At 62.9% G+C, this 19,421-nt stretch carries 12 protein-coding genes; 5 read left to right on the top strand and 7 right to left on the bottom strand.

The window, feature by feature from the left end; all coding sequences use genetic code 11:
• Positions 1–215: 215 nt before the first annotated feature.
• On the top strand, positions 216–1,379 hold the full coding sequence (locus HX839_RS11485; protein ID WP_003215969.1) for a type III PLP-dependent enzyme: 1,164 nt from the start codon (positions 216–218) through the stop codon (positions 1,377–1,379).
• A gap of 66 nt (positions 1,380–1,445) precedes the next feature.
• Here HX839_RS11485 and HX839_RS11480 read toward each other — a convergent pair whose 3' ends face one another.
• Positions 1,446–2,246, bottom strand: a complete 801-nt coding sequence (locus HX839_RS11480) for a tetratricopeptide repeat protein (RefSeq protein WP_177067065.1) — start codon at positions 2,244–2,246, stop codon at positions 1,446–1,448.
• Between the two features lie 2 nt (positions 2,247–2,248).
• A complete protein-coding gene (locus HX839_RS11475; protein WP_003215964.1) occupies positions 2,249–2,929 on the bottom strand; it encodes a Fe2+-dependent dioxygenase in 681 nt (226 codons plus the stop codon).
• Positions 2,930–3,148: 219 nt separating this feature from the next.
• On the opposite strand from HX839_RS11475, the gene HX839_RS11470 reads away from it, so the two are divergent.
• A complete protein-coding gene (locus tag HX839_RS11470) occupies positions 3,149–5,443 on the top strand; it encodes a TonB-dependent siderophore receptor (RefSeq protein ID WP_087694615.1) in 2,295 nt (764 codons plus the stop codon).
• A 134-nt stretch (positions 5,444–5,577) separates the two neighbouring features.
• Positions 5,578–8,103 carry a sulfite reductase flavoprotein subunit alpha gene (locus HX839_RS11465; RefSeq protein ID WP_177067097.1) on the top strand — a complete coding sequence of 842 codons (2,526 nt, stop codon included), beginning with the start codon at positions 5,578–5,580 and terminating at the stop codon, positions 8,101–8,103.
• Between the two features lie 149 nt (positions 8,104–8,252).
• On the opposite strand, the gene HX839_RS11460 is transcribed toward HX839_RS11465, so the two are convergent.
• The 4 genes from HX839_RS11460 to ptsP all read right to left on the bottom strand — a co-directional run bounded on the left by HX839_RS11460 (position 8,253) and on the right by ptsP (position 15,484).
• Positions 8,253–9,794 (bottom strand): alkaline phosphatase, encoded by a 1,542-nt coding sequence (locus HX839_RS11460; RefSeq protein ID WP_087694616.1) that lies wholly within the window; start codon positions 9,792–9,794, stop codon positions 8,253–8,255.
• Positions 9,795–9,980: 186 nt separating this feature from the next.
• The gene (locus tag HX839_RS11455) at positions 9,981–11,693 is read right to left on the bottom strand and encodes a PTS fructose-like transporter subunit IIB (protein WP_003215951.1); all 1,713 of its coding nucleotides are present in this window, start codon (positions 11,691–11,693) and stop codon (positions 9,981–9,983) included.
• 11 nt (positions 11,694–11,704) lie between these two features.
• Complete coding sequence (gene pfkB / locus HX839_RS11450; RefSeq protein WP_177067064.1) at positions 11,705–12,625, bottom strand: 1-phosphofructokinase; 921 nt, start codon at positions 12,623–12,625, stop codon at positions 11,705–11,707.
• A complete protein-coding gene (gene ptsP / locus HX839_RS11445; protein ID WP_177067063.1) occupies positions 12,626–15,484 on the bottom strand; it encodes a phosphoenolpyruvate--protein phosphotransferase in 2,859 nt (952 codons plus the stop codon). It lies immediately after the preceding gene.
• Positions 15,485–15,778: 294 nt separating this feature from the next.
• Here ptsP and cra point away from each other — a divergent pair, with 294 nt between their 5' ends.
• Positions 15,779–16,774 carry a catabolite repressor/activator gene (cra, locus tag HX839_RS11440; protein WP_177020445.1) on the top strand — a complete coding sequence of 332 codons (996 nt, stop codon included), beginning with the start codon at positions 15,779–15,781 and terminating at the stop codon, positions 16,772–16,774.
• A 5-nt stretch (positions 16,775–16,779) separates the two neighbouring features.
• A complete protein-coding gene (locus HX839_RS11435) occupies positions 16,780–17,556 on the top strand; it encodes a TatD family hydrolase (RefSeq protein ID WP_177067062.1) in 777 nt (258 codons plus the stop codon).
• A gap of 32 nt (positions 17,557–17,588) precedes the next feature.
• On the opposite strand, the gene HX839_RS31830 is transcribed toward HX839_RS11435, so the two are convergent.
• Positions 17,589–18,293: a methyl-accepting chemotaxis protein gene (locus tag HX839_RS31830; RefSeq protein WP_371132334.1), complete on the bottom strand. Its 705-nt coding sequence runs from the start codon at positions 18,291–18,293 to the stop codon at positions 17,589–17,591.
• Positions 18,294–19,421 lie beyond the last annotated feature (1,128 nt).

The following is a 19,421-nucleotide window of genomic DNA, read 5'->3' as shown; positions in this document are numbered from 1 at the left end:
CACGTCCTAAAGTTCGCGCCGAACGTCCATGCTGGAAACGATCCATCCGGCTCAAGTACTGACGACGAGACAGCAAGGCCAAGGGAAGCGGTTGATCCCATGGCCTTTTTGCTTTCGGCGACATGCCTTGGGAAGTAGGCGAACCAAAGTGGGGATACGGAGGACGTTCATTTGCACCCATTGATCAATCTAGTTTGCCAGTAGGAGTTCCCAGCATGTCGATCCAGGTCGAAGACTATTTCGCGCGCGCCACTTTTGACAAAATGAAGGCGTTCGCCGACACCCAGGAAACCCCGTTCGTGGTGATCGACACCGCGATGATCAGCCAGGCCTACGATGACCTGCGCGCCGGTTTCGAATTCGCCAAGGTGTATTACGCCGTCAAGGCCAACCCGGCCGTCGAGATCATCGACCTGCTCAAGGACAAGGGTTCGAGCTTCGACATCGCGTCGATCTACGAGCTGGACAAGGTCATGGACCGCGGCGTCAGCCCCGACCGTATCAGCTACGGCAACACCATCAAGAAATCCAAGGACATCCGCTACTTCTACGAGAAGGGCGTGCGGCTGTTCTCCACCGACTCCGAAGCCGACCTGCGCAACATCGCCAAGGCCGCCCCGGGTTCGAAAGTGTATGTGCGTATCCTCACCGAAGGCTCGACCACGGCCGACTGGCCGCTGTCGCGCAAATTCGGCTGCCAGACCGACATGGCCATGGACCTGCTGATTCTCGCTCGCGACCTGGGCCTGGTGCCTTACGGCATCTCCTTCCACGTCGGCTCGCAACAGCGTGACATCAGTGTGTGGGACGCGGCGATCGCCAAGGTCAAAGTGATCTTCGAGCGCCTGAAGGAAGAAGACGGCATCCACCTGAAGCTGATCAACATGGGCGGCGGCTTCCCGGCCAACTACATCACCCGCACCAACAGCCTGGAAACCTACGCCGAGGAAATCATCCGCTTCCTCAAGGAAGACTTCGGTGACGATCTGCCGGAAATCATCCTGGAGCCGGGCCGTTCGTTGATCGCCAACGCCGGGATCCTGGTCAGCGAAGTGGTACTGGTTGCGCGTAAATCCCGCACCGCCGTCGAGCGTTGGGTCTACACCGACGTCGGCAAATTCTCCGGCCTGATCGAAACCATGGACGAAGCCATCAAGTTCCCGATCTGGACCGAGAAGAAAGGCGAGATGGAAGAAGTGGTCATCGCCGGCCCGACCTGCGACAGCGCCGACATCATGTACGAGAACTACAAGTACGGCCTGCCGCTGAACCTGGCGATTGGTGACCGGATGTACTGGTTGTCCACCGGTGCGTACACCACCAGCTACAGCGCAGTTGAATTCAATGGCTTCCCGCCGTTGAAATCGTTCTACCTGTAAACGCACGCCCTGATCGTTCCCACGCTCTGCGTGGGAACGCATCCGGTGACGCTCTGCGTCACGCCGTTAGAGCGGACGCAGGGCGTCCAGGGCGGCATTTCCACGCAGAGGGTGGGAACGATCAAGTTCAATCGCATGCTCTTGATAGATCTCGGCCATTGCCCGTATCTGCGGCTCATTGGCGGCACACAACGCCTTGTGCGCCACCCGCAAGAACTTCAAATTCCCGCCCGCCAGTGCCTTGTGCAACCATTCCAGTGCCGTTTCTATCTCGCCCCGGTCCGCCAACACCGCCGCATAACTGAACTGCCCGCGAAAATCCCCGCCTTCTGCTGACTGGCGATACCACGCCACCGCCGCCTCCAGATCCCTCGGGCAGTACTGCCCTTCTTCCAGATAACGCCCCACCAGGTTCATCGACTTGGCATGGCCCAGTTCCGCCGCCTGTCGATAACACGCCAGCGCCTGGGCTTGATCCTCGGCAACCCCGCGCCCGGTCGCCAGCAGGTTGGCGTAGTTGTACAAACCCCAATCCAGCCCGGCCTCGGCCGCCCGACGATATTCCCGGGCCGCCGCCACGGCATCCGCCTCGCAACCCCAGCCATGCTCCAGGCAACGCCCGAGCATATTGCGCGCCATCAAATGCCCGCCCTGGGCGGCAATGCGGAACCAGCGCATCGCCAGTGCTTCATCGCGCTCGATGCCGCGCCCTTCCAGCAGGATTTGTCCGAGCAGCGCCTGGGCATCCACCACGCCCTCTTTCGCGGCGATCAAAATCGCCTGGGCGGCGCGCACCGGGGAGTCGTCGAGCATGCTCTGCAATTGCTCAACGTTGAGTACTTCTTCACGGCGCAATAAAAAGCCCACGGTCAGACCTCAACCCAGCGGCGCAGCAGGTTGTGATAGGTGCCGGTGAGCTGGATCAGCGCGGGGTGGTCGGGCACGTCGCGGCTCAGTTGCTGGATCGCCCCGTCCATCTCGAACAGCAAGGTGCGCTGGCTGTCCTCGCGCACCAGGCTTTGGGTCCAGAAAAACGAGGCGTAGCGCGCGCCGCGGGTCACGGCGTTGACCTTGTGCAGGCTGGAGCCGGGGTACAGCACCATGTCGCCCGCCGGTAACTTGACCCGCTGCAGGCCGAAGGTGTCCTGGATTTCCAGCTCGCCGCCGTCGTAGTCGTCGGGGTCGCTGAAAAATACGGTGGAGGAAAGGTCAGTGCGCACCCGCTCGTGGCTGCCCTTGGACTGGCGCACGGCGTTGTCGATATGGAAGTCGAAACTGCCGCCGGCGGTGTAACAGTTGACCAATGGCGGGAAGACCTTGTGCGGTAACGCCGCTGACATGAACAGCGGATTTTTCCACAGTCGATCGAGGATCGCCGCGCCGATTTCCTTTGCCAGCGGGTGGCCTTCCGGCAGTTGCAGGTTGTGTTTGGCCTTGGCCGATTGGTGCCCGGCAGTGATTTTGCCGTCGGCCCACTCGGTGTGCGCCAGGGCTTCGCGGATGCGCAGCACTTCCTCGCGAGAGAACAGGCCGGGAATGTGCAGCAACATGGAGGCATTACCTGAAAACAGTGAGACGCCAATGGTAGTGATTCTTATTGACTGTGTACAACCCTACTCCCGCCCAAAGGACGAACGAGATCGTCAAAACCGTAAGCAAAAAGTGTAAAGAACGTAAATTCAGTGCGAATAGTAATGTATCGCAATTGATATGAAGTCTTGTTCTCCCTATATTCCGCGGCCTCACCTCCTTGGGGAAAGGACACACTCATGCCGCGCACTTCGATAAAAACACCTGCCAGTTCACCACGTTTGCTGGCCTCGGCCATCGGCGTTGCCATCAGCGCCAGCGCTGCCGCCCAAATGGCGCAAGCTGCTGAAGACACCGAGCAGAAAGGCGAGCGCAACAGCATTTCCCTGGGAGCCACCAGCATCACCGGCCAGGAACAGGACAGCACGTCCTACCAGGTCGAAAAAGCCTCCTCGCAGAAGTACACCGCGCCGCTGGTAGATACTCCGCGCTCGGTCACCGTGGTGCCGCAGCAAGTGCTCAAGGACACCGCCGCCACCTCGTTGCAGGACGCCTTGCGCACCGTGCCGGGGATTACCTTCGGCGCCGGTGAAGGCGGCAACCCGCAGGGCGACCGTCCGTTCATTCGCGGCTTCGACGCCCAGGGCGATACCTACCTCGACGGCGTGCGCGACACGGGCGGCCAGAGCCGCGAGATCTTCGACATCGAATCCATCGAAGTCAGCAAAGGCCCCAACTCGTCATTCGGCGGCCGCGGCTCGGCCGGCGGCAGCCTCAACCTGGTGAGCAAGACGCCACAGGCGCGGGACTTCACCAACGGTGGCTTCACCTACGGCTCCGACCAGACCCGCCGCTATGTGCTCGACGTCAACCGTCAGTTCCTCGACAGCGCGGCCTTCCGCCTGAACCTGATGAGCCACGAACAGAACGTCGCCGGGCGTGATGCCGTCAACTACGACCGCTGGGGCGTGGCGCCGTCGCTGACCTTCGGCCTGGGCACTCCGACCCGCGTCAACTTCAGCTACTACCACATGGAAAGCAACGACCTGCCGGATTCGGGCATTCCGTATGGCTACAGCAACAGCGGCGCAAGAGCCGCCCACGTGCATGACAAGCCAACCGACGGCGGCGACAGCAACAACTTCTACGGCCTCAAGGATCGCGACTTCCGCAAGACCCGCGCCGACATCAGCACGTTCTCCATCGAGCACGACCTGAACGACAACATGACGCTGAAAAACACCCTGCGCCACGGCAACACCGGCCAGGACTATATCGTCACCCAACCCGACGACAGCCAGCACAACGTCAACCAGTTCGGCACCGTGTGGCGCCGCGCGAACACCCGCGTGTCCACCACCGAGACCACCACCAACCAGACCGATCTGTTTGGCAGCTTCCAGGCGCTGGGCTTCAAGAACACCTACTCCACCGGGCTGGAATTCACCGGCGAAGAAACCCGCTACAGCGGCTACACCGTCAGCCCGAACAGCAACCCCGGTTGCCCGGCGCCCGGCAAAGGCGGCCAGTGCACCTCGCTGGGCAACCCGAACCCGGACGATGCCTGGACCGGCAGCATTGCGCGCAACTACAACGGCACCAACACCAAGGCCACCAGCCGTGCCGCCTATGTGTTCGACACCATCGAGCTGGACCCGAAATGGCTGCTGAACGTCGGCCTGCGCTACGACACCTTCGACACCGTGGCCAACACCAATGCGGTGCCGACCGCCACCGTCAAGGCCCGCAGCAAGATCAAGAACGACAGCCAGTTCTTCAACTGGCAGGCGGGCCTGGTCTGGAAGCCGGTTGAAAACGGCAGCATCTATGCCTCCTACGCCACCTCAGCCTCACCGGCCGGCGGCCTGGTAGGTGAAGGCGCCGACGGCAACCCGCTGTCTGCCGGCGCCGCCACCAGCGACCTGAAACCGGAAGAGACCGTCAACTACGAGCTGGGCACCAAGTGGGACATGTTCCACGACCGCCTGTCCCTGACCGCCGCGGTGTTCCGCACCGAGAAGAAAAACACGCGAATCCTGGTGGACGCGCTGACCTATGAAAACGGTGGCGAATCACGCGTCGACGGCCTGGAGCTTTCCGCCAGCGGCAAGCTGACCGATCAATGGCAAGTGTTCGCCGGCTACAGCTACCTGAAAAGCGAACTGGTGGACCCGGGCCTGAACGGTCGTAACGGTGTCGTCAGTGCCGGCTCGAACAAAGGCAACCAGATGCCCAACACGCCGAAGAACACCTTCAGCCTGTGGACGACGTATGACGTGACACCGAAGCTCACCATCGGCGGCGGCGCGTTCTATGTCGACGAGGTCTACGGCGATGCGGGCAACACCGTCTACGTGCCGTCCTACACCCGCTACGACGCCATGGCCAGCTACAAGCTGACCAAGAACGTCGACCTGCAGTTGAACGTGCAGAACCTTACCGACAAGACCTACTACGACAAGGCCTATGCCTCGCATTTTGCCAACCAGGCGGCCGGTCGTACGGCCCTGCTGACCACCAGTTTCCATTTCTAAACCGATACAAATGACTGCACGAAACCCCACGCATCGGATGCGTGGGGTTTTTGCGTGTAAAAAAGAATCTTTCTCGACAACTCGCGGCATAATGCGCGCCGTGAACACCTAACCTGATGACGAGGCCGTACGACGTGTTGAAGAAAACCCTGTTCCAGTTGCATTGGTTCTTCGGCATTACCGCCGGGCTGGTGTTGGCCTTGATGGGGATCACCGGCGCAACGGTGTCGTTCCAGGATGAACTCATCGAGTTGCTGAACCCGACGGTGTTGACGGTGGAAAAGCGTCCGGCCGGGGTACTGCCGCCCGCTGAACTGGTGCACCTGCTGGAAGCCCGTGAAGGCAAAGTCGTGTCGATGCTCACGGTGCAGCCCGACAGCACCAACGCAGCCAAGGTCTGGTTCACCCCACCGCCCGGTGAACGCCGCGGGCAGATGCGCTACTTCGACCCGTACACCGGCGATTACCTGGGCGATGCCGTCGGCCAGGACTTCTTCGGCTTCGTGCTGCAACTGCACCGTTTCCTCGCCATCGGCGACACCGGCCGGCAAATCACCGGCGCCTGCACGCTGATCCTGGTGTTCTTCTGCCTTTCGGGCCTGTACCTGCGCTGGCCGCGCCAGGTGGCAAGCTGGCGTGCATGGCTGGCGGTGGACTGGCGCAAGAAAGGCCGCAGTTTCAACTGGGACCTGCACTCGGTATTCGGCACTTGGTGCCTGCTGTTCTATCTTCTGGCGGCACTGACCGGACTGTTCTGGTCCTACGAGTGGTACAGCAACGGCATGACCAGACTGCTGTCCGACGCGCCGCAGAACGAACGCGTACGCAAGCGCGGCCCGGCCCCCGAAGGGCCTGCGCCGGTGGCCAATTACGCCGCGATCTGGAGCAGCATCTACAGCAACGCCGGCCCCGGCTTGAGCGGCTACAACATCCGCATGCCCGCGGTCGCCGGCCAACCCGCCACCGTCTACTACCTGCTGAAGACCTCGCCCCACGATCGCGCGCTGAACCAGATCAACCTCGACCCGGCCACCGGCGAAGTCAAATCCCATGACACCTACGCCGGCAAAAGCTTCAAGGCGCAGATCCTGACCAGTATCTATGCGCTGCACACCGGCAGCTACTTCGGCCTGCCCGGCCGGATCATCCTGACGTTCAGCGCGCTGCTGATGCCGCTGTTCTTCATCACCGGCTGGCTGCTGTACCTGGACCGCCGCCGCAAGAAACGCCAGGTGCGCGATGCCCGCAAAGGCCTGACCGGCAACCACAGCGACGCGCCGGCCTGGCTGATCGGCTTTGCCAGCCAGAGCGGCTTTGCCGAGCAACTGGCCTGGCAGACCGCCGGGCAGTTGCAGGCCGCCGGCGTGCCAGTGAACGTGCAGTCGCTGGGCAGCGTCAGCGAAGAGGATTTGCGCCAATCGAGCCATGCGCTGTTCGTGGTCAGCACCTTCGGCGACGGCGAGGCACCGGACAGCGCCCGCGGTTTCGAGCGCAGCGTGCTCGGCCAGGACCTGTCCCTCAAGGGCCTGAACTACTCGGTGTTGGCCCTGGGTGATCGCCAGTACCAACACTTCTGCGGCTTCGCACGGCGCCTGCATTTCTGGCTGACCAACCAGGGCGGCAACCCGCTGTTCGCCCCGGTGGAAGTCGACAGCGGCGACACCGATGCGTTGCTGCACTGGCAACAACAACTGGGCCAACTGACCGGCCATGCACCCGCTGCGGCATGGGCCAGCGCGACCTATGAAAACTGGACCCTGAAGCAACGCACCCTGCTCAACCCGCACAGCAGTGGCTCCGGCGTCTATTTGCTCGGGCTCACCCCGCCAGCCCCCCGAGACTGGCTGGCCGGCGACCTGGTGGAAGTGCTGCCACGCAATTGCCCATGGGCCATCGAACACTTCCTGGAAGGCCTGGGACTGGCCGGCAGCGAAGGTGTGGTAGTCGACGGCCTTGCACACACCCTCGACCAGGCCCTGGCCGGCCGCCAACTGCCGGACAATCGCGCACACCTGGTGGGCCTGCATGCCCAGGCGCTGGTCAATGCACTGGTGCCGCTGGGCATGCGCGAATACTCCATCGCCTCGATTGCCAGCGACGGTGTGCTGGAGCTGATCGTGCGCCAGGAGCGTCACCCCGATGGCAGCGTGGGCGTGGGTTCCGGCTGGTTGACCGAACATGCACCGCTGGGTTCGACCATCAGCCTGCGAGTGCGGCGCAACAGTGGTTTCCATCTGCCGACCGAGCCGCTCCCGATGATCCTGCTGGGCAACGGCACCGGCCTTGCCGGGTTGCGCAGCCTGCTCAAGGCGCGGGTTGCCGACGGCCAGCAGCGCAACTGGCTGCTGTTTGGCGAACGCAATATCGCCCATGACTACCACTGCCAGGACGAGCTGCAAGGCTGGCTGGCCAGCGGTGACCTGGCGCTACTGGACCTGGCCTTTTCCCGGGATCAGGCAGAGAAAATCTACGTGCAGGATCGCCTGCGTGAGTCGGCGGATGTGCTGCGTAAATGGGTGGCGGATGGCGCCGCGATTTACGTCTGCGGCAGTTTGCAGGGGATGGCGGCGGGTGTGGATCAGGTGCTGCATGAGGTGCTGGGCAGCGAAGCCGTCGAACGCTTGATCGAGCAGGGCCGCTACCGCCGGGATGTTTACTGACCCCCTGAAGATACACCGATCAAAATGTGGGAGCGGGCTTGCTCGCGAAGGCAGTGGATCAGTCCATACATCTGTTGACTGACACACCGCCTTCGCGAGCAAGCCCGCTCCCACATTGGATCTTCTTCAGTAGGTAGATTGCATTGCAATCACACTGGCGCCAGCTTCTGCTCAAACACCGAAACCCCATCCAGGTCCCGCAAAATCACCGTCAGCTCCGCCGTCTGCCCGTCAATCTGCACCTCGCCAAAAAACTGGAACCCGGCAAACGGCGAGCTGTTCTGCACCGTCGGCGCCTTCTCGAACACCACTTCCGGGCCAAAGGTTTTATCCAGCGGATTAGGCCCGAAACTCCCGGCATTCAACGGCCCGGCGACAAACTCCCAGAACGGCTCAAAATCCTGAAACGCCGCCCGATCCGGATGGTAATGATGGGCCGCGCAGTAATGCACATCCGCCGTCAGCCACACGTGATTACGCACCTGCTGCGCCCGCAGAAACGCGAGCAGTTCAGCAATTTCCAACTCGCGCCCCTGGGCCGGGCCCGGGTCGCCGTTGGCGATCGCTTCCCAACGCGGCACGCCGGGGCTGACCTCACCGTCGGGCACGCCCAGGCCAATGGGCATGTCGGCGGCGATGACTTTCCACTGCGCCTGGGAGGCCTTCAATTCGCGCTTCAGCCAGTCCAGTTGCTCACGCCCAAGGAACGGTTTTTCACCGCCAAGGTTGTCATCGTTCGGCCCGCGATAGCTGCGCATGTCCAGCACAAACACATCCAGCAACGGGCCGTAGCTGAGCTTGCGATAAATCCGCCCGCCCTGGTCGGCGCTTTGCCGGCGCATCGGTGAATATTCCAGCCAGGCCTGGCGCGCACGGCCTACCAGGGTATTGATGTCGCGAGTCTTGTAGCGTTCATCCAGTTGCTTGCTCGGCGACCAGTTGTTGATCACCTCGTGGTCGTCCCACTGCCAGATCTGCGGCACTTCGGCGTTGAAGCGACGTACGTTCTCGTCCATCAGGTTGTAGCGGTAGTTGCCCCGGTATTCATTCAGGGTTTCAGCGACTTTGCTTTTGGCTTCGGTGGTGATGTTGCGCCAGATGCGTCCGTCCTCGGTGGTCAGTTGCGCGGGCACCGGGCCGTCGGCGTAGATGGTGTCGCCGCTGTGAATGAAGAAGTCCGGCAGACGCAGGCGCATGGCTTCGTAGATGCGCATGCCGCCGATGTCCGGGTTGATGCCGAAGCCCTGGCCGACGGTGTCGCCGCTCCACACAAAGCGGATATCCCGGCGCTGCTGCGGCACGCTGCGCAGGTGACCGAACCAGGGCTCGCTGGCCACGCCGGTCTGGGCATCTTCAAAGTGCACACGGTAGAAAATCGCCTGGTCGACGGGCAGGCCGGTGAGTTCGACACGGGCGGTGAAATCGGTGCGGCTGTCGGCCAGGGGCGAGACGAATTTGCGCGGGTTGCTGAATACGCTACGGGTGTCCCACTCCACTACCATCCGGGCCGGGCGGTCGCTGCGGCTCCAGATCATCGCGCGGTCGCCCAGCAGGTCGCCGGACTGCACGCCGTCGGTGAGTTGCGGGCGATCCTTGACCGAGGCGATCACCGCAGGCGCGAGGCCCGGCAGCAACAGGCCGGCGCCGACGGCTTGCATCACGCGGCGGCGGCCGAGATTGAAGTGGCTCATGCGGGTTCCCTCTCGAGCAGCAAAAGGGAAACTTAAGCATGACGGGATGAACGAGTTATGACACCGGCCTTATTGCTCACGGAGGTCAAATGTGGGAGCTGGCTTGCCTGCGATAGCCTCATCTCGGTTGCGCTGACACACCGAGGTGCCTGCATCGCAGGCAAGCCAGCTCCTACATGAACCGCGTTATGCCTGGGCGGGTGCGACAGAAAGTTCTACGGTCTCAGGGCGCTTGAGGAATGCATACACCACGGCAGTCAACAAACTGCCCGCCACGATCGCCAGCAGGTACAGCAGCGCATGGTTGATCGCATTCGGGATCAGCATCACAAACAATCCACCATGGGGCGCCATCAGCTTGCAGCCGAAATACATCGACAGCGCACCGGTCAGCGCACCGCCGGCGATGCTTGCCGGGATTACCCGCAGCGGGTCCTTGGCAGCAAACGGAATCGCGCCTTCAGAGATAAAGCACATGCCGAGGATCAGCGCGGCCTTGCCGGCTTCACGCTCGGTCTGGGCGAACTTGCGCCGCGCCAGGAAGGTGGCGATGCCCATGCCAATCGGCGGCACCATGCCGGCAGCCATGGTCGCGGCCATGGGTGCACCGCTTTGCGCTGCCAGCAGGCCGACGGAAAACGCGTAGGCTGCCTTGTTGATCGGGCCACCGAGATCGACGCACATCATGCCGCCCAGCAAGATGCCCAGCAGCACGGCGTTGGTGGTGCCCATGGTGCTGAGAAAATCCGTGAGGCCGGTGAGCATCTTCGCCACCGGCGGCCCTACCAGGTAAATCATCGCCAGGCCGGTGAACAGACTCGCCAGCAACGGGATGATCAGGATCGGCTTGAGGGCTTCCAGGCTCTGGGGCAAACGGATCGCGCGGCTGATGAATTTGACGCAGTAGCCGGCGAGAAAGCCGGCGAAGATCCCGCCGATAAACCCCGCGCCCAAGGTGCTGGCCAGCAGGCCACCGATCATGCCGGGGGCCAATCCAGGACGGTCGGCAATCGAGTAGGCGATGTAACCCGCCAGCAGCGGCACCATCAGCATGAACGCCTGGTCGCCGACGGTTTTCAGCGCTGCGGCAAGAGTGCCTTTTTCTTCAAAGGCATGAATGCCGAACACGAATGACAGGGCGATCAGCAGACCGCCCGCCACCACCATCGGCAGCATGAACGACACGCCGGTGAGCAAGTGTTTGTAGACACCGGTCTTCTCCGGTTTGGCAGCGGCACCACTGGCAGCGGATTCCTGCTTGCCTTCGGCCAGCGCCTTGTTGAGGGTCGCCTCGGATTGCTTGAGCGCGATCCCGGTGCCGCAGCGATAGATTTTCTTGCCGGCAAAGCGCTCGGTGGCGACTTCGATGTCGGCGGCGAGCAGCACCACGTCGGCGTCACGAATCGCCTCGGGACTCAGCGGCGTGCGGGCGCCCACGGAGCCCTGGGTTTCCACCTGCAAGTCATACCCGAGGCGCTTGGCGGTTTGCTGCAACGCTTCGGCAGCCATGAAGGTGTGGGCGACGCCGGTCGGGCACGCGGTGATCGCGACGATACGCGGCGTGCTTTTCGCCGGTGCCGCGTCAGCTACCTGCACCTGGGCCTCCTCGGCTCCGCGACGCAACACCGCGTCCACATCCTGCAACGCCTGGGCTGGCGTGCTGCGGAATACGCGTTTGCCGACAAAACGCTGCATGTCCACCGGCGTGCTGCTGACCAGCAATACCCACTCGGCGGCTTCAAGGGTGGCCGCCGACAATTGGCGTTCCGGATGCTGCACGTCGACCACTTCGACGCTGGTGCTCCAGCCCTGGCGTTGCGCGGCGGCATCCAGCAAGCGGGCGCACAGCACACTGGTGACCATGCCGTTCGGGCAGGCAGTAACAATGGCTAACTTCATGACCAACCCTCTTATTGTTCTGTCAGCGGCCGCACGTGGACGCCGCTCTGCAAAGTCTCAAGCTGCGCTTCGTCGGTGATGCCAAAGCCGATCTGCGTGACCGCCATCGCGGCAATGGCGGTGGCGCGGCGCAGGGTCTGCTCCGGCGTGTCGCCACTGAGCAAACCGTGAAGCATCCCGGCCAGCAGCGAGTCGCCGGCGCCTACGGTACTGGCCACGGTTACCTTGGGCGGGGTGGCGTGCAGCGCGGTATCCGGGCTGTACCAGCTCACACCCGCGGCACCGTCGGAGACCACCACATGCTCCACACCTTGCCGATGCAGTTGGCGGATGGCATCTGTGGAATGACCAAGGGCATCGGCCAGTTCTTCGGTATTGGGTTTGACCAACCACGGGCCGGCGTTCAATCCGGCGCGCAGCGCTTCGCCGCTGGTGTCCAGGGCGACTTTCAAGCCGAGGTTTTTCAGTTGCTGCAGCAGGCCCTGGAACCACTGAGGGGTGATGCCGCGTGGCAGGCTGCCGGCCACGACGACGGCGTCGTAGCCGGGAGCAATCCGCGCCAGTTGCTCAAGCAGTGCGTGTTGCGCCTGCTCGCTGACCAACGGGCCCGGCGCATTGACATCCGTGACCCGCCCATCCTGCTCGGCGATCTTGATATTGCTGCGGGTTTCTCCCGGCACCCGAATAAACGCATCGGTAAAACCACGACGGGCAATCAGCATCTCGAATGCCTGGGGATTGTCCTCTCCAAGAAAGCCGCCCACGGTCACCTGATGACCAAGGTCCGCCAGCACCTGCGCGACGTTCACGCCCTTGCCGGCAGCGTGGGTGATCATCGCTTCGCTGCGATTGACCTCGCCCGGTTCCAGGCGCGCCAGGCGCACCGTCAGGTCCAATGCCGGGTTCAGCGTCAGGCTTAAAATCCTTGCCATTTACACGGCCTCCACAAGCGCACGCACTTCGGCGGGAGAACCCACCGCCAGGGCTTTTTGTGCCAGGCCCTGGGCCTCGCTCAGACTGAATTCACGCACCCGTGCCTTGACCTCGGGGATGCTGCGCGCAGACACGCTCAGCTCATCCACCCCCAGGCCGACCAGCACCGGAACCGCCAACGGGTCGGCTGCCAACTCGCCGCAAACGCCGACCCATTTACCATGGGCATGGGCGGCGCGCACGGTGATGTCGATCAGTTGCAACACGGCCGGATGCAGGCCGTCAGCCTGGGCCGACAGCGTCGGGTGGCCACGGTCGATGGCCAGGGTGTACTGGGTCAGGTCGTTGGTGCCGACGCTGAAGAAGTCCACTTCCTTGGCCAGTACCGGCGCCAGCAACGCGGCCGACGGCACTTCGATCATGATCCCCAGTTGCAGGTCGGCCACCGGGATTTCCAGGCGCAGGCGCTCGGTCATGGTCCGAGCCTGTCGCCACTCGTCAACACTGCCAACCATGGGGAACATGATGCGCAGTGGACGGTTGTCTGCCGAACGCAACAGCGCGCGCAATTGCGCTTCCATGATCTGCGGGCGTTGCAGGGTCAGGCGAATGCCGCGCACGCCGAGGAAGGGGTTTTCTTCCTTGGCGATCGGCCAGTACGGCAGCGGTTTGTCGCCGCCCACATCAAGGGTGCGCACCACCAGCGGCCGGCCGCCGAGGCCGTCGAGCACGCGGCGGTATTCGGCTTCCTGGGTGGCTTCGTCGGGCGCTTGTTTGTGGGCCATGAAAATCAGTTCGGTGCGCAGCAGGCCGATACCTTCGGCGCCCTGCTCCACCGCGCCGGCAACCCCGGCGCTTTCGCCGATATTGGCGAACACTTCGACGGCATGGCCATCGCGGGTCAGGGCCGGTTCATGGCGTTGCGCGGCGGCGGCTTTCAAGCGTTGTTCGCGGGTGTCGCGTTCGACGGTGGCGCGCTGCAAGGTGGCGGCGTCGGCGTCCACATGCAGGCGACCGCGCTGGCCATCCAGCAACAACGGCGTGCCCGAAGCCAACAGCAATACAGCAGGGCCTGCCCCCACCAGCGCGGGAATGCCCAAAGCACGGGCGACGATGGCGCTGTGGGCGGTGGCGCCGCCACGGGCAGTGAGGATGCCGGCGACACGCACCGGGTCCAGGCGCGCCACGTCCGAGGGACCCACTTCGTCCATCACCAGGATGTAGGGTTCGTCGGGCTCCTGGGCGGTTTCGACGCCGCACAGTTGCGCCAGCACGCGGCGGCCAATGTCACGCAGATCGGCGGCGCGCTCGGCAAGCAAGGCGTCCTGCAACGATTCCTGCTGTTTGGCGGCGGCTTCGATCACGCTCATCCACGCGGCTTCGGCGCTTTCGCCCTGCTTGAGGCGCGTCTCGACTTCGTCGGTCAGTTCCGGGTCGTCGAGCATCTCCTGGTGGGTGATGAAGATCTCGCGGATGGCCTTGGACTTGCTGCGCTCGATCAGGCCCTGGATGTCCCGACGCACGTCGGTCAATGCCGCGTGCAGGCGCTGGCGCTCGATCACCGGCGACTCGCCGCGCAGCGGGTATTCGAAAGGTTGCAGCACCTGGATATGCGCCGGGCCAATCGCAATGCCGGGGGCGGCGGCGATGGCCTGGATCAGGCTGCCGGACACTGGCGCGCTGATGACCGGTTCGATCTCGACCACGGCTTGTTGGGCGCTGACTGCCGGCAGCGGCTCGACTTCTTCGCCGAGGCCGTCTTCCACTGCCGCCAGCAAGGCGGGCAAGGCGTCACCGGCAATGGTTGGCTCGGCGACAAACTCCAGTACCTGGCCGCGACGCGCACCGAGGCTGAGCAACTTGCTCAGGCTTTTTACCGATACCGCGCCGACGTCTCCATCGACGATGCGCACACGGATTTCACCGGCAAAACTTTTCGCCAATTGCGCGAGGATCTTCGCCGGGCGCGCATGCAGCCCGTGGGCGTTGGCCAGGGCAATGCGCACGCTTGGCCAGTCGGCGGGCAGTTCACCGCCGAGCACTTCCAGTACGGCCCGGCTGCTGGTGGCGCGGCCGAGTTCCTGGCCACGGCCTTCGATCAGCAAGGCACACAGGCGTTCGAGCAAGGTCTGGTGGGCCTCGCCGAGGCTGGCCAGGCAGAACAGGCCGCTCAAGGGCTGGCCCAGGTAACGCATGGGTTTGTCCGGAGTGACAAAGGCCAGGCCGGGACGCTTCACCGTCTGCTCGCTGTGCAACCACCACAGGCCATCGCCCAGGGGCAGCGCGTCGACTTGTTGCAGCACGGCGGCAAAGCCATTGCTCACGCAATCGGCCTGGCGCAACAGGCGTGCGCCTCTCCACACCAGTTCTTCGAAATCATCAGCCGACACGCCCAGGCCAATCATCTGTGCGTCCAGCGCCAGCTCCTGCGGCGCACCTTGCAGCAGTTTCAGCAAGGCCTCGGCAGAACTGGCGCGACGCAGGGCCTGGCCCAGGTCGGTCTCGCCGAGGGCACGGGTCAGCAGTTGCAGCAGGCGCAGGTGTTCGTCGGATTTGGCGGCAATGCCGATCGCCAGGTAGACGATCTGGCCATCGCCCCAATCCACGCCGTCGGGAAATTGCAGCAGGCGCACGCCGGTGGCGAACACCTGGTCGCGTGTTTCGGGGGTGCCGTGGGGGATGGCGATACCCTGGCCGAGAAAGGTCGAGCCTTGGGCTTCACGCGCTTGCAAGCCACTGAGGTAACCCTCGGCGACCAGGCCATCGGCCACCAGTTTTTCAGCGAGCAGTTGCAAGGCAGCAGACTTATCCACAGCCGTCTGGCCCATGGATATCTGCTCGTGGGTGAGCTCAAGCATGCCGTTCTCCTAGTTAGTGCGGCGGGCGCACTAGGTATTATTTTGAATAAATCAGTGCAAAAGCGTTCGAATAAAATTGACTGAGTGGTCAGTTGGCAGGACCACACTCGTCGCGATAATCGTAAAAATACGCTTGCTGAAACGTTTAATCTAGAATTTATGGCAGATTACGCGTTAATTTCCCATGATTGAAGAGCCACTCGGCTGTTGAGTTGCGACAATGGTCGCCTGCAGTAATCGGTTACGATTGGACAAAATGTCGGGGCAAGCTCTAAAAAACAAGGAAATCCCGGTTTGAAACTCAGTGATATCGCGCGCATTGCCGGTGTGTCTGTGACCACCGCCAGCTACGTCATCAATGGCAAGGCCGAACAGCAACGGATCAGCACCGCAACCGTCGAACGGGTGCGCGCCGTGGTTGAAGAACATGGCTTTACGCCCAACCCCCAGGCCGCCGGGCTGCGCAGCCGGCACACCCGTACTTTGGGTTTCATCCTGCCGGACCTGGAAAACCCCAGTTACGCACGCATCGCCAAGCTGCTCGAACAAGGCGCCCGTGCCCGCGGCTATCAATTGCTGATCGCCAGCTCCGACGACGACGCCAACAGTGAGCGGCAACTGCTGCAATTGTTCCGCGCCCGCCGTTGCGATGCGCTGTTTGTCGCCAGCTGCCTGCCGGCCACCGACGACAGCTACCGCGAACTGCAAGCCAAGGGTTTGCCGGTGATCGCCATCGACCGGGTGATGGAGTCTACGCAGTTTTGCTCGGTGGTCAGCGATGATCGCCAGGCCTGCCAGCAATTGACCAGCAGCCTGCTGCACCCGCTGCCCAAGCAGATCGTGTTGATCGGCGCGCGGCCAGAGCTGAGCATCAGCCAGGAACGTACCGCCGGTTTCAAGCAAGCGCTGAAAGACTTCAGCGGCGAAGTGCTGATCGAACAAGGCGAGTCGTTCAGCCGCGACTGTGGCCGACAGCTGATGGAGCAGTTGCTGCAAAGCCTGGGGCATTTGCCTGACGCACTGGTGACTACGTCCTACGTCCTGCTGCAAGGGGTGTTTGACGCGCTGCATGACTTCCCGCTCAAATCCCGGCCACTGCGACTGGGGACGTTTGGCGACACCCAACTGCTGGATTTCCTGCCGCTGCCGGTGAATGCCATGGCCCAGCAGCATCAGTTGATTGCCGACACCGCGCTGCGCCTGGCGCTGGCGGCCATTGAAGAACAGCACTACGAACCCGGCGTGCATGCCATCGGCCGAACGTTCAAGCAGCGGATTCACTCGGAGTAAGCGGTGTGGAGCTGATCGACAGCCACACCCATCTGGATTTTCCGGACTTCGATACGGACCGCCGCGAAGTCCTGAGCCGCAGTCGCCGCCTGGGCGTGCGCAGGATGGTGGTGCTCGGGGTCTATCAGCAGAACTGGCAACGGTTGTGGGACCTGGTGCAAACCGACGCGGATTTATTCGCCGCCTTCGGCCTGCACCCGGTGTATCTCGACGACCATCGCCCCGACGACCTAACGGAGCTGGGCGACTGGCTGACCCGCCTGAACGGCCACCGGCAACTGTGCGCGGTGGGCGAAATCGGCCTGGATTATTTCCTCGAACAGCTGGATCGCGAACGCCAGCAAAGCCTGTTTGAAGCGCAACTGAAGCTGGCGGTGGACTTCCAACTGCCGGCGCTGCTGCATGTGCGCCGCAGCCACGCTGCCGTGATCGCCACCCTCAAGCGCATTCGGCTGCCACGGGGTGGAATCATCCACGCGTTTGCCGGCAGCCAGGAAGAGGCCCGCGAGTACATCAAGCTCGGCTTCAAACTGGGCCTGGGCGGCGCGGCCACGTGGCCGCAAGCCCTGCGCATGCACAAGGTGATCGCCCGGCTGCCGCCGGAAAGCGTGGTGCTGGAAACCGACTCACCGGACATGGCCCCCGTGATGTACCCCGGCCAGCGCAACAGCCCCGAACACCTGCCAGACATCTGTGCCGCCCTGGCGGAGCGCATGGGCATCAGTTCCTCAGCGCTGGCCGAGGCGAGCACCCGCAATGCCTGCGAGCTGTTCAACTGGTAGGCGCCCATCCCCGATGCATGCCTGGCCATGCCTCACACTCGAAAGGCCCCGATCAACTGCTTCAGCTCGATCACTTGCAAGGACAACTGCCGGCTGGCCTCTTCAGTCTGGTGCGCGCCCTGCGCTGCATGTTCACCGGCGCGATTGATCTCGACGATGTTCTGATCGATGTCATGGGCCACGGCAGTCTGCTGTTCGACGGCGGCGGCAATCTGCTGGTTCTGGTCGACGATCATGCCTACCGCGCCGAGGATGTTTTCGAGGGCCTGCTGGACTTTTTCCGACTGCCCCACCGTGCCATTGGCCATCTCGTGGCTGGTGCCCATGGCCTTCACCGCAGCGCCGACACCGCTGTGGAGCTTGGCAATCATCTGCTCGATTTCCTCGGTGGAGTGCTGGGTGCGTCGGGCCAAAGTGCGCACCTCATCGGCCACCACGGCGAAACCGCGTCCTTGCTCACCGGCGCGCGCGGCCTCGATGGCGGCATTCAACGCCAGCAGATTGGTCTGTTCGGCAATGCTCTTGATCACTTCCAGCACGCGACTGATGGATTGGCTGTCGATAGCCAATTGGTTGATGACCCGTACCGATTGATCGATCTCCGAAGCCAACGCCGCGATACTGCCTTGCTGGGACTGCACCAGGCCGCGTCCGCTGACGGTTTCATCGTTGACGCTGTGGGCGCTGCTGACCGCCGCCGCCGCGCTGCGCGCCACTTCCTGGGCAGTGGAGGACATCTGGTTCATGGCGGTCGCCACTTGCTCGATCTGGCTGCGTTGGCCGGACACGGCTTGGTTGCTGCTGGCCGAGACTGACTCCACTTGTCCGGCCTGGTGTTCGACCTGGTTGACGGTGTGCCCTACCCGCTCGATCAGGTCATGGATCTTGGCCACGGTGGCGTTGAACACCTGGCCCAAATCCCCCAGTTCGTCGCGGCTGTGGGCGATGAAGGTGACGGTCATGTCACCGGCCGCCACCTTGTCCATCGTCGCCCCCAGGCGGCGCAAGGTGGTGCGGGTGGAGGCGTAGAAACCGGCATACAAATAGAAGATCAGCAAAAACACCGACGCCAGTGCCGCCACCAATCCGATCATGTGCGTGCGGTTTTCCGACAGGCGTTGCTCCAGTTGCTGCTCGAGAAAGGTCAGGGTGGCTTCGTCGAGCTGATAGGTCTTGGCCATCAACGTGCTGACGTCGTCGTAGAAGTCTTGCCATGGGGCGTCGAGGGTTTCGGCCATGACGACCTGCTCTTCGAACAACTCACTGCCTTGCTTGAGGCTGGCCTTGCTCGCGTCCGCCAGGCTCGCCAATGCTGCGTGGGCGGGCTTGCTGGAGCCGAGGGCATCCTGCAGTTTCAGGCCGTATTCCGCCTGGAGCTTTTCCAGTTGCTGCAGCAGCTCGTCAAAACGAGTGCTGGACGACGAATTGAGAAAACCCTGGCCCAACGAATAAGCCCCCATGGCCCGGCCTTCCCCCAGGGTCTGGGTGACTTGTGGGGTAACGCTGGTGATCAGTTCACTGAGTTGGCGCAGGTCGCCCTGGGGGTCACGGCTCAAACCCGACTGGCTGGCGATGATCTGGCTGAGCATCTGCGCCTTGTTGAGGAGTTTGCCGATCAGCGCGCTTTTGCTGAGCAGTGAAGTTTCCTGTTGCTGGGCCTTGAAGGCGGCGATCATTTCATCGCGCTTGGCTTCGAAGGCGGCGGCCTGTTCTGGGTCGGCGGACAGGGCGTGGAAGCTTTGCAGGCGCTGCAGCAGGCTGTCTTCGAGGGCGATGATTTTGTTTTCGATATCACCGGCCTTGCCTGATTGGCCGAGGGTTGCGTTGATCTGTACCTGGTTGTTCAGGGTTTCCAGGTCACGGCG

This window comes from Pseudomonas sp. I8001 (genome assembly GCF_013385345.1).
Lineage (GTDB): Bacteria > Pseudomonadota > Gammaproteobacteria > Pseudomonadales > Pseudomonadaceae > Aquipseudomonas.
The sequence above is the reverse complement of the archived record's forward strand: the minus strand, read 5'-3'. Positions and strand labels throughout refer to the sequence as shown.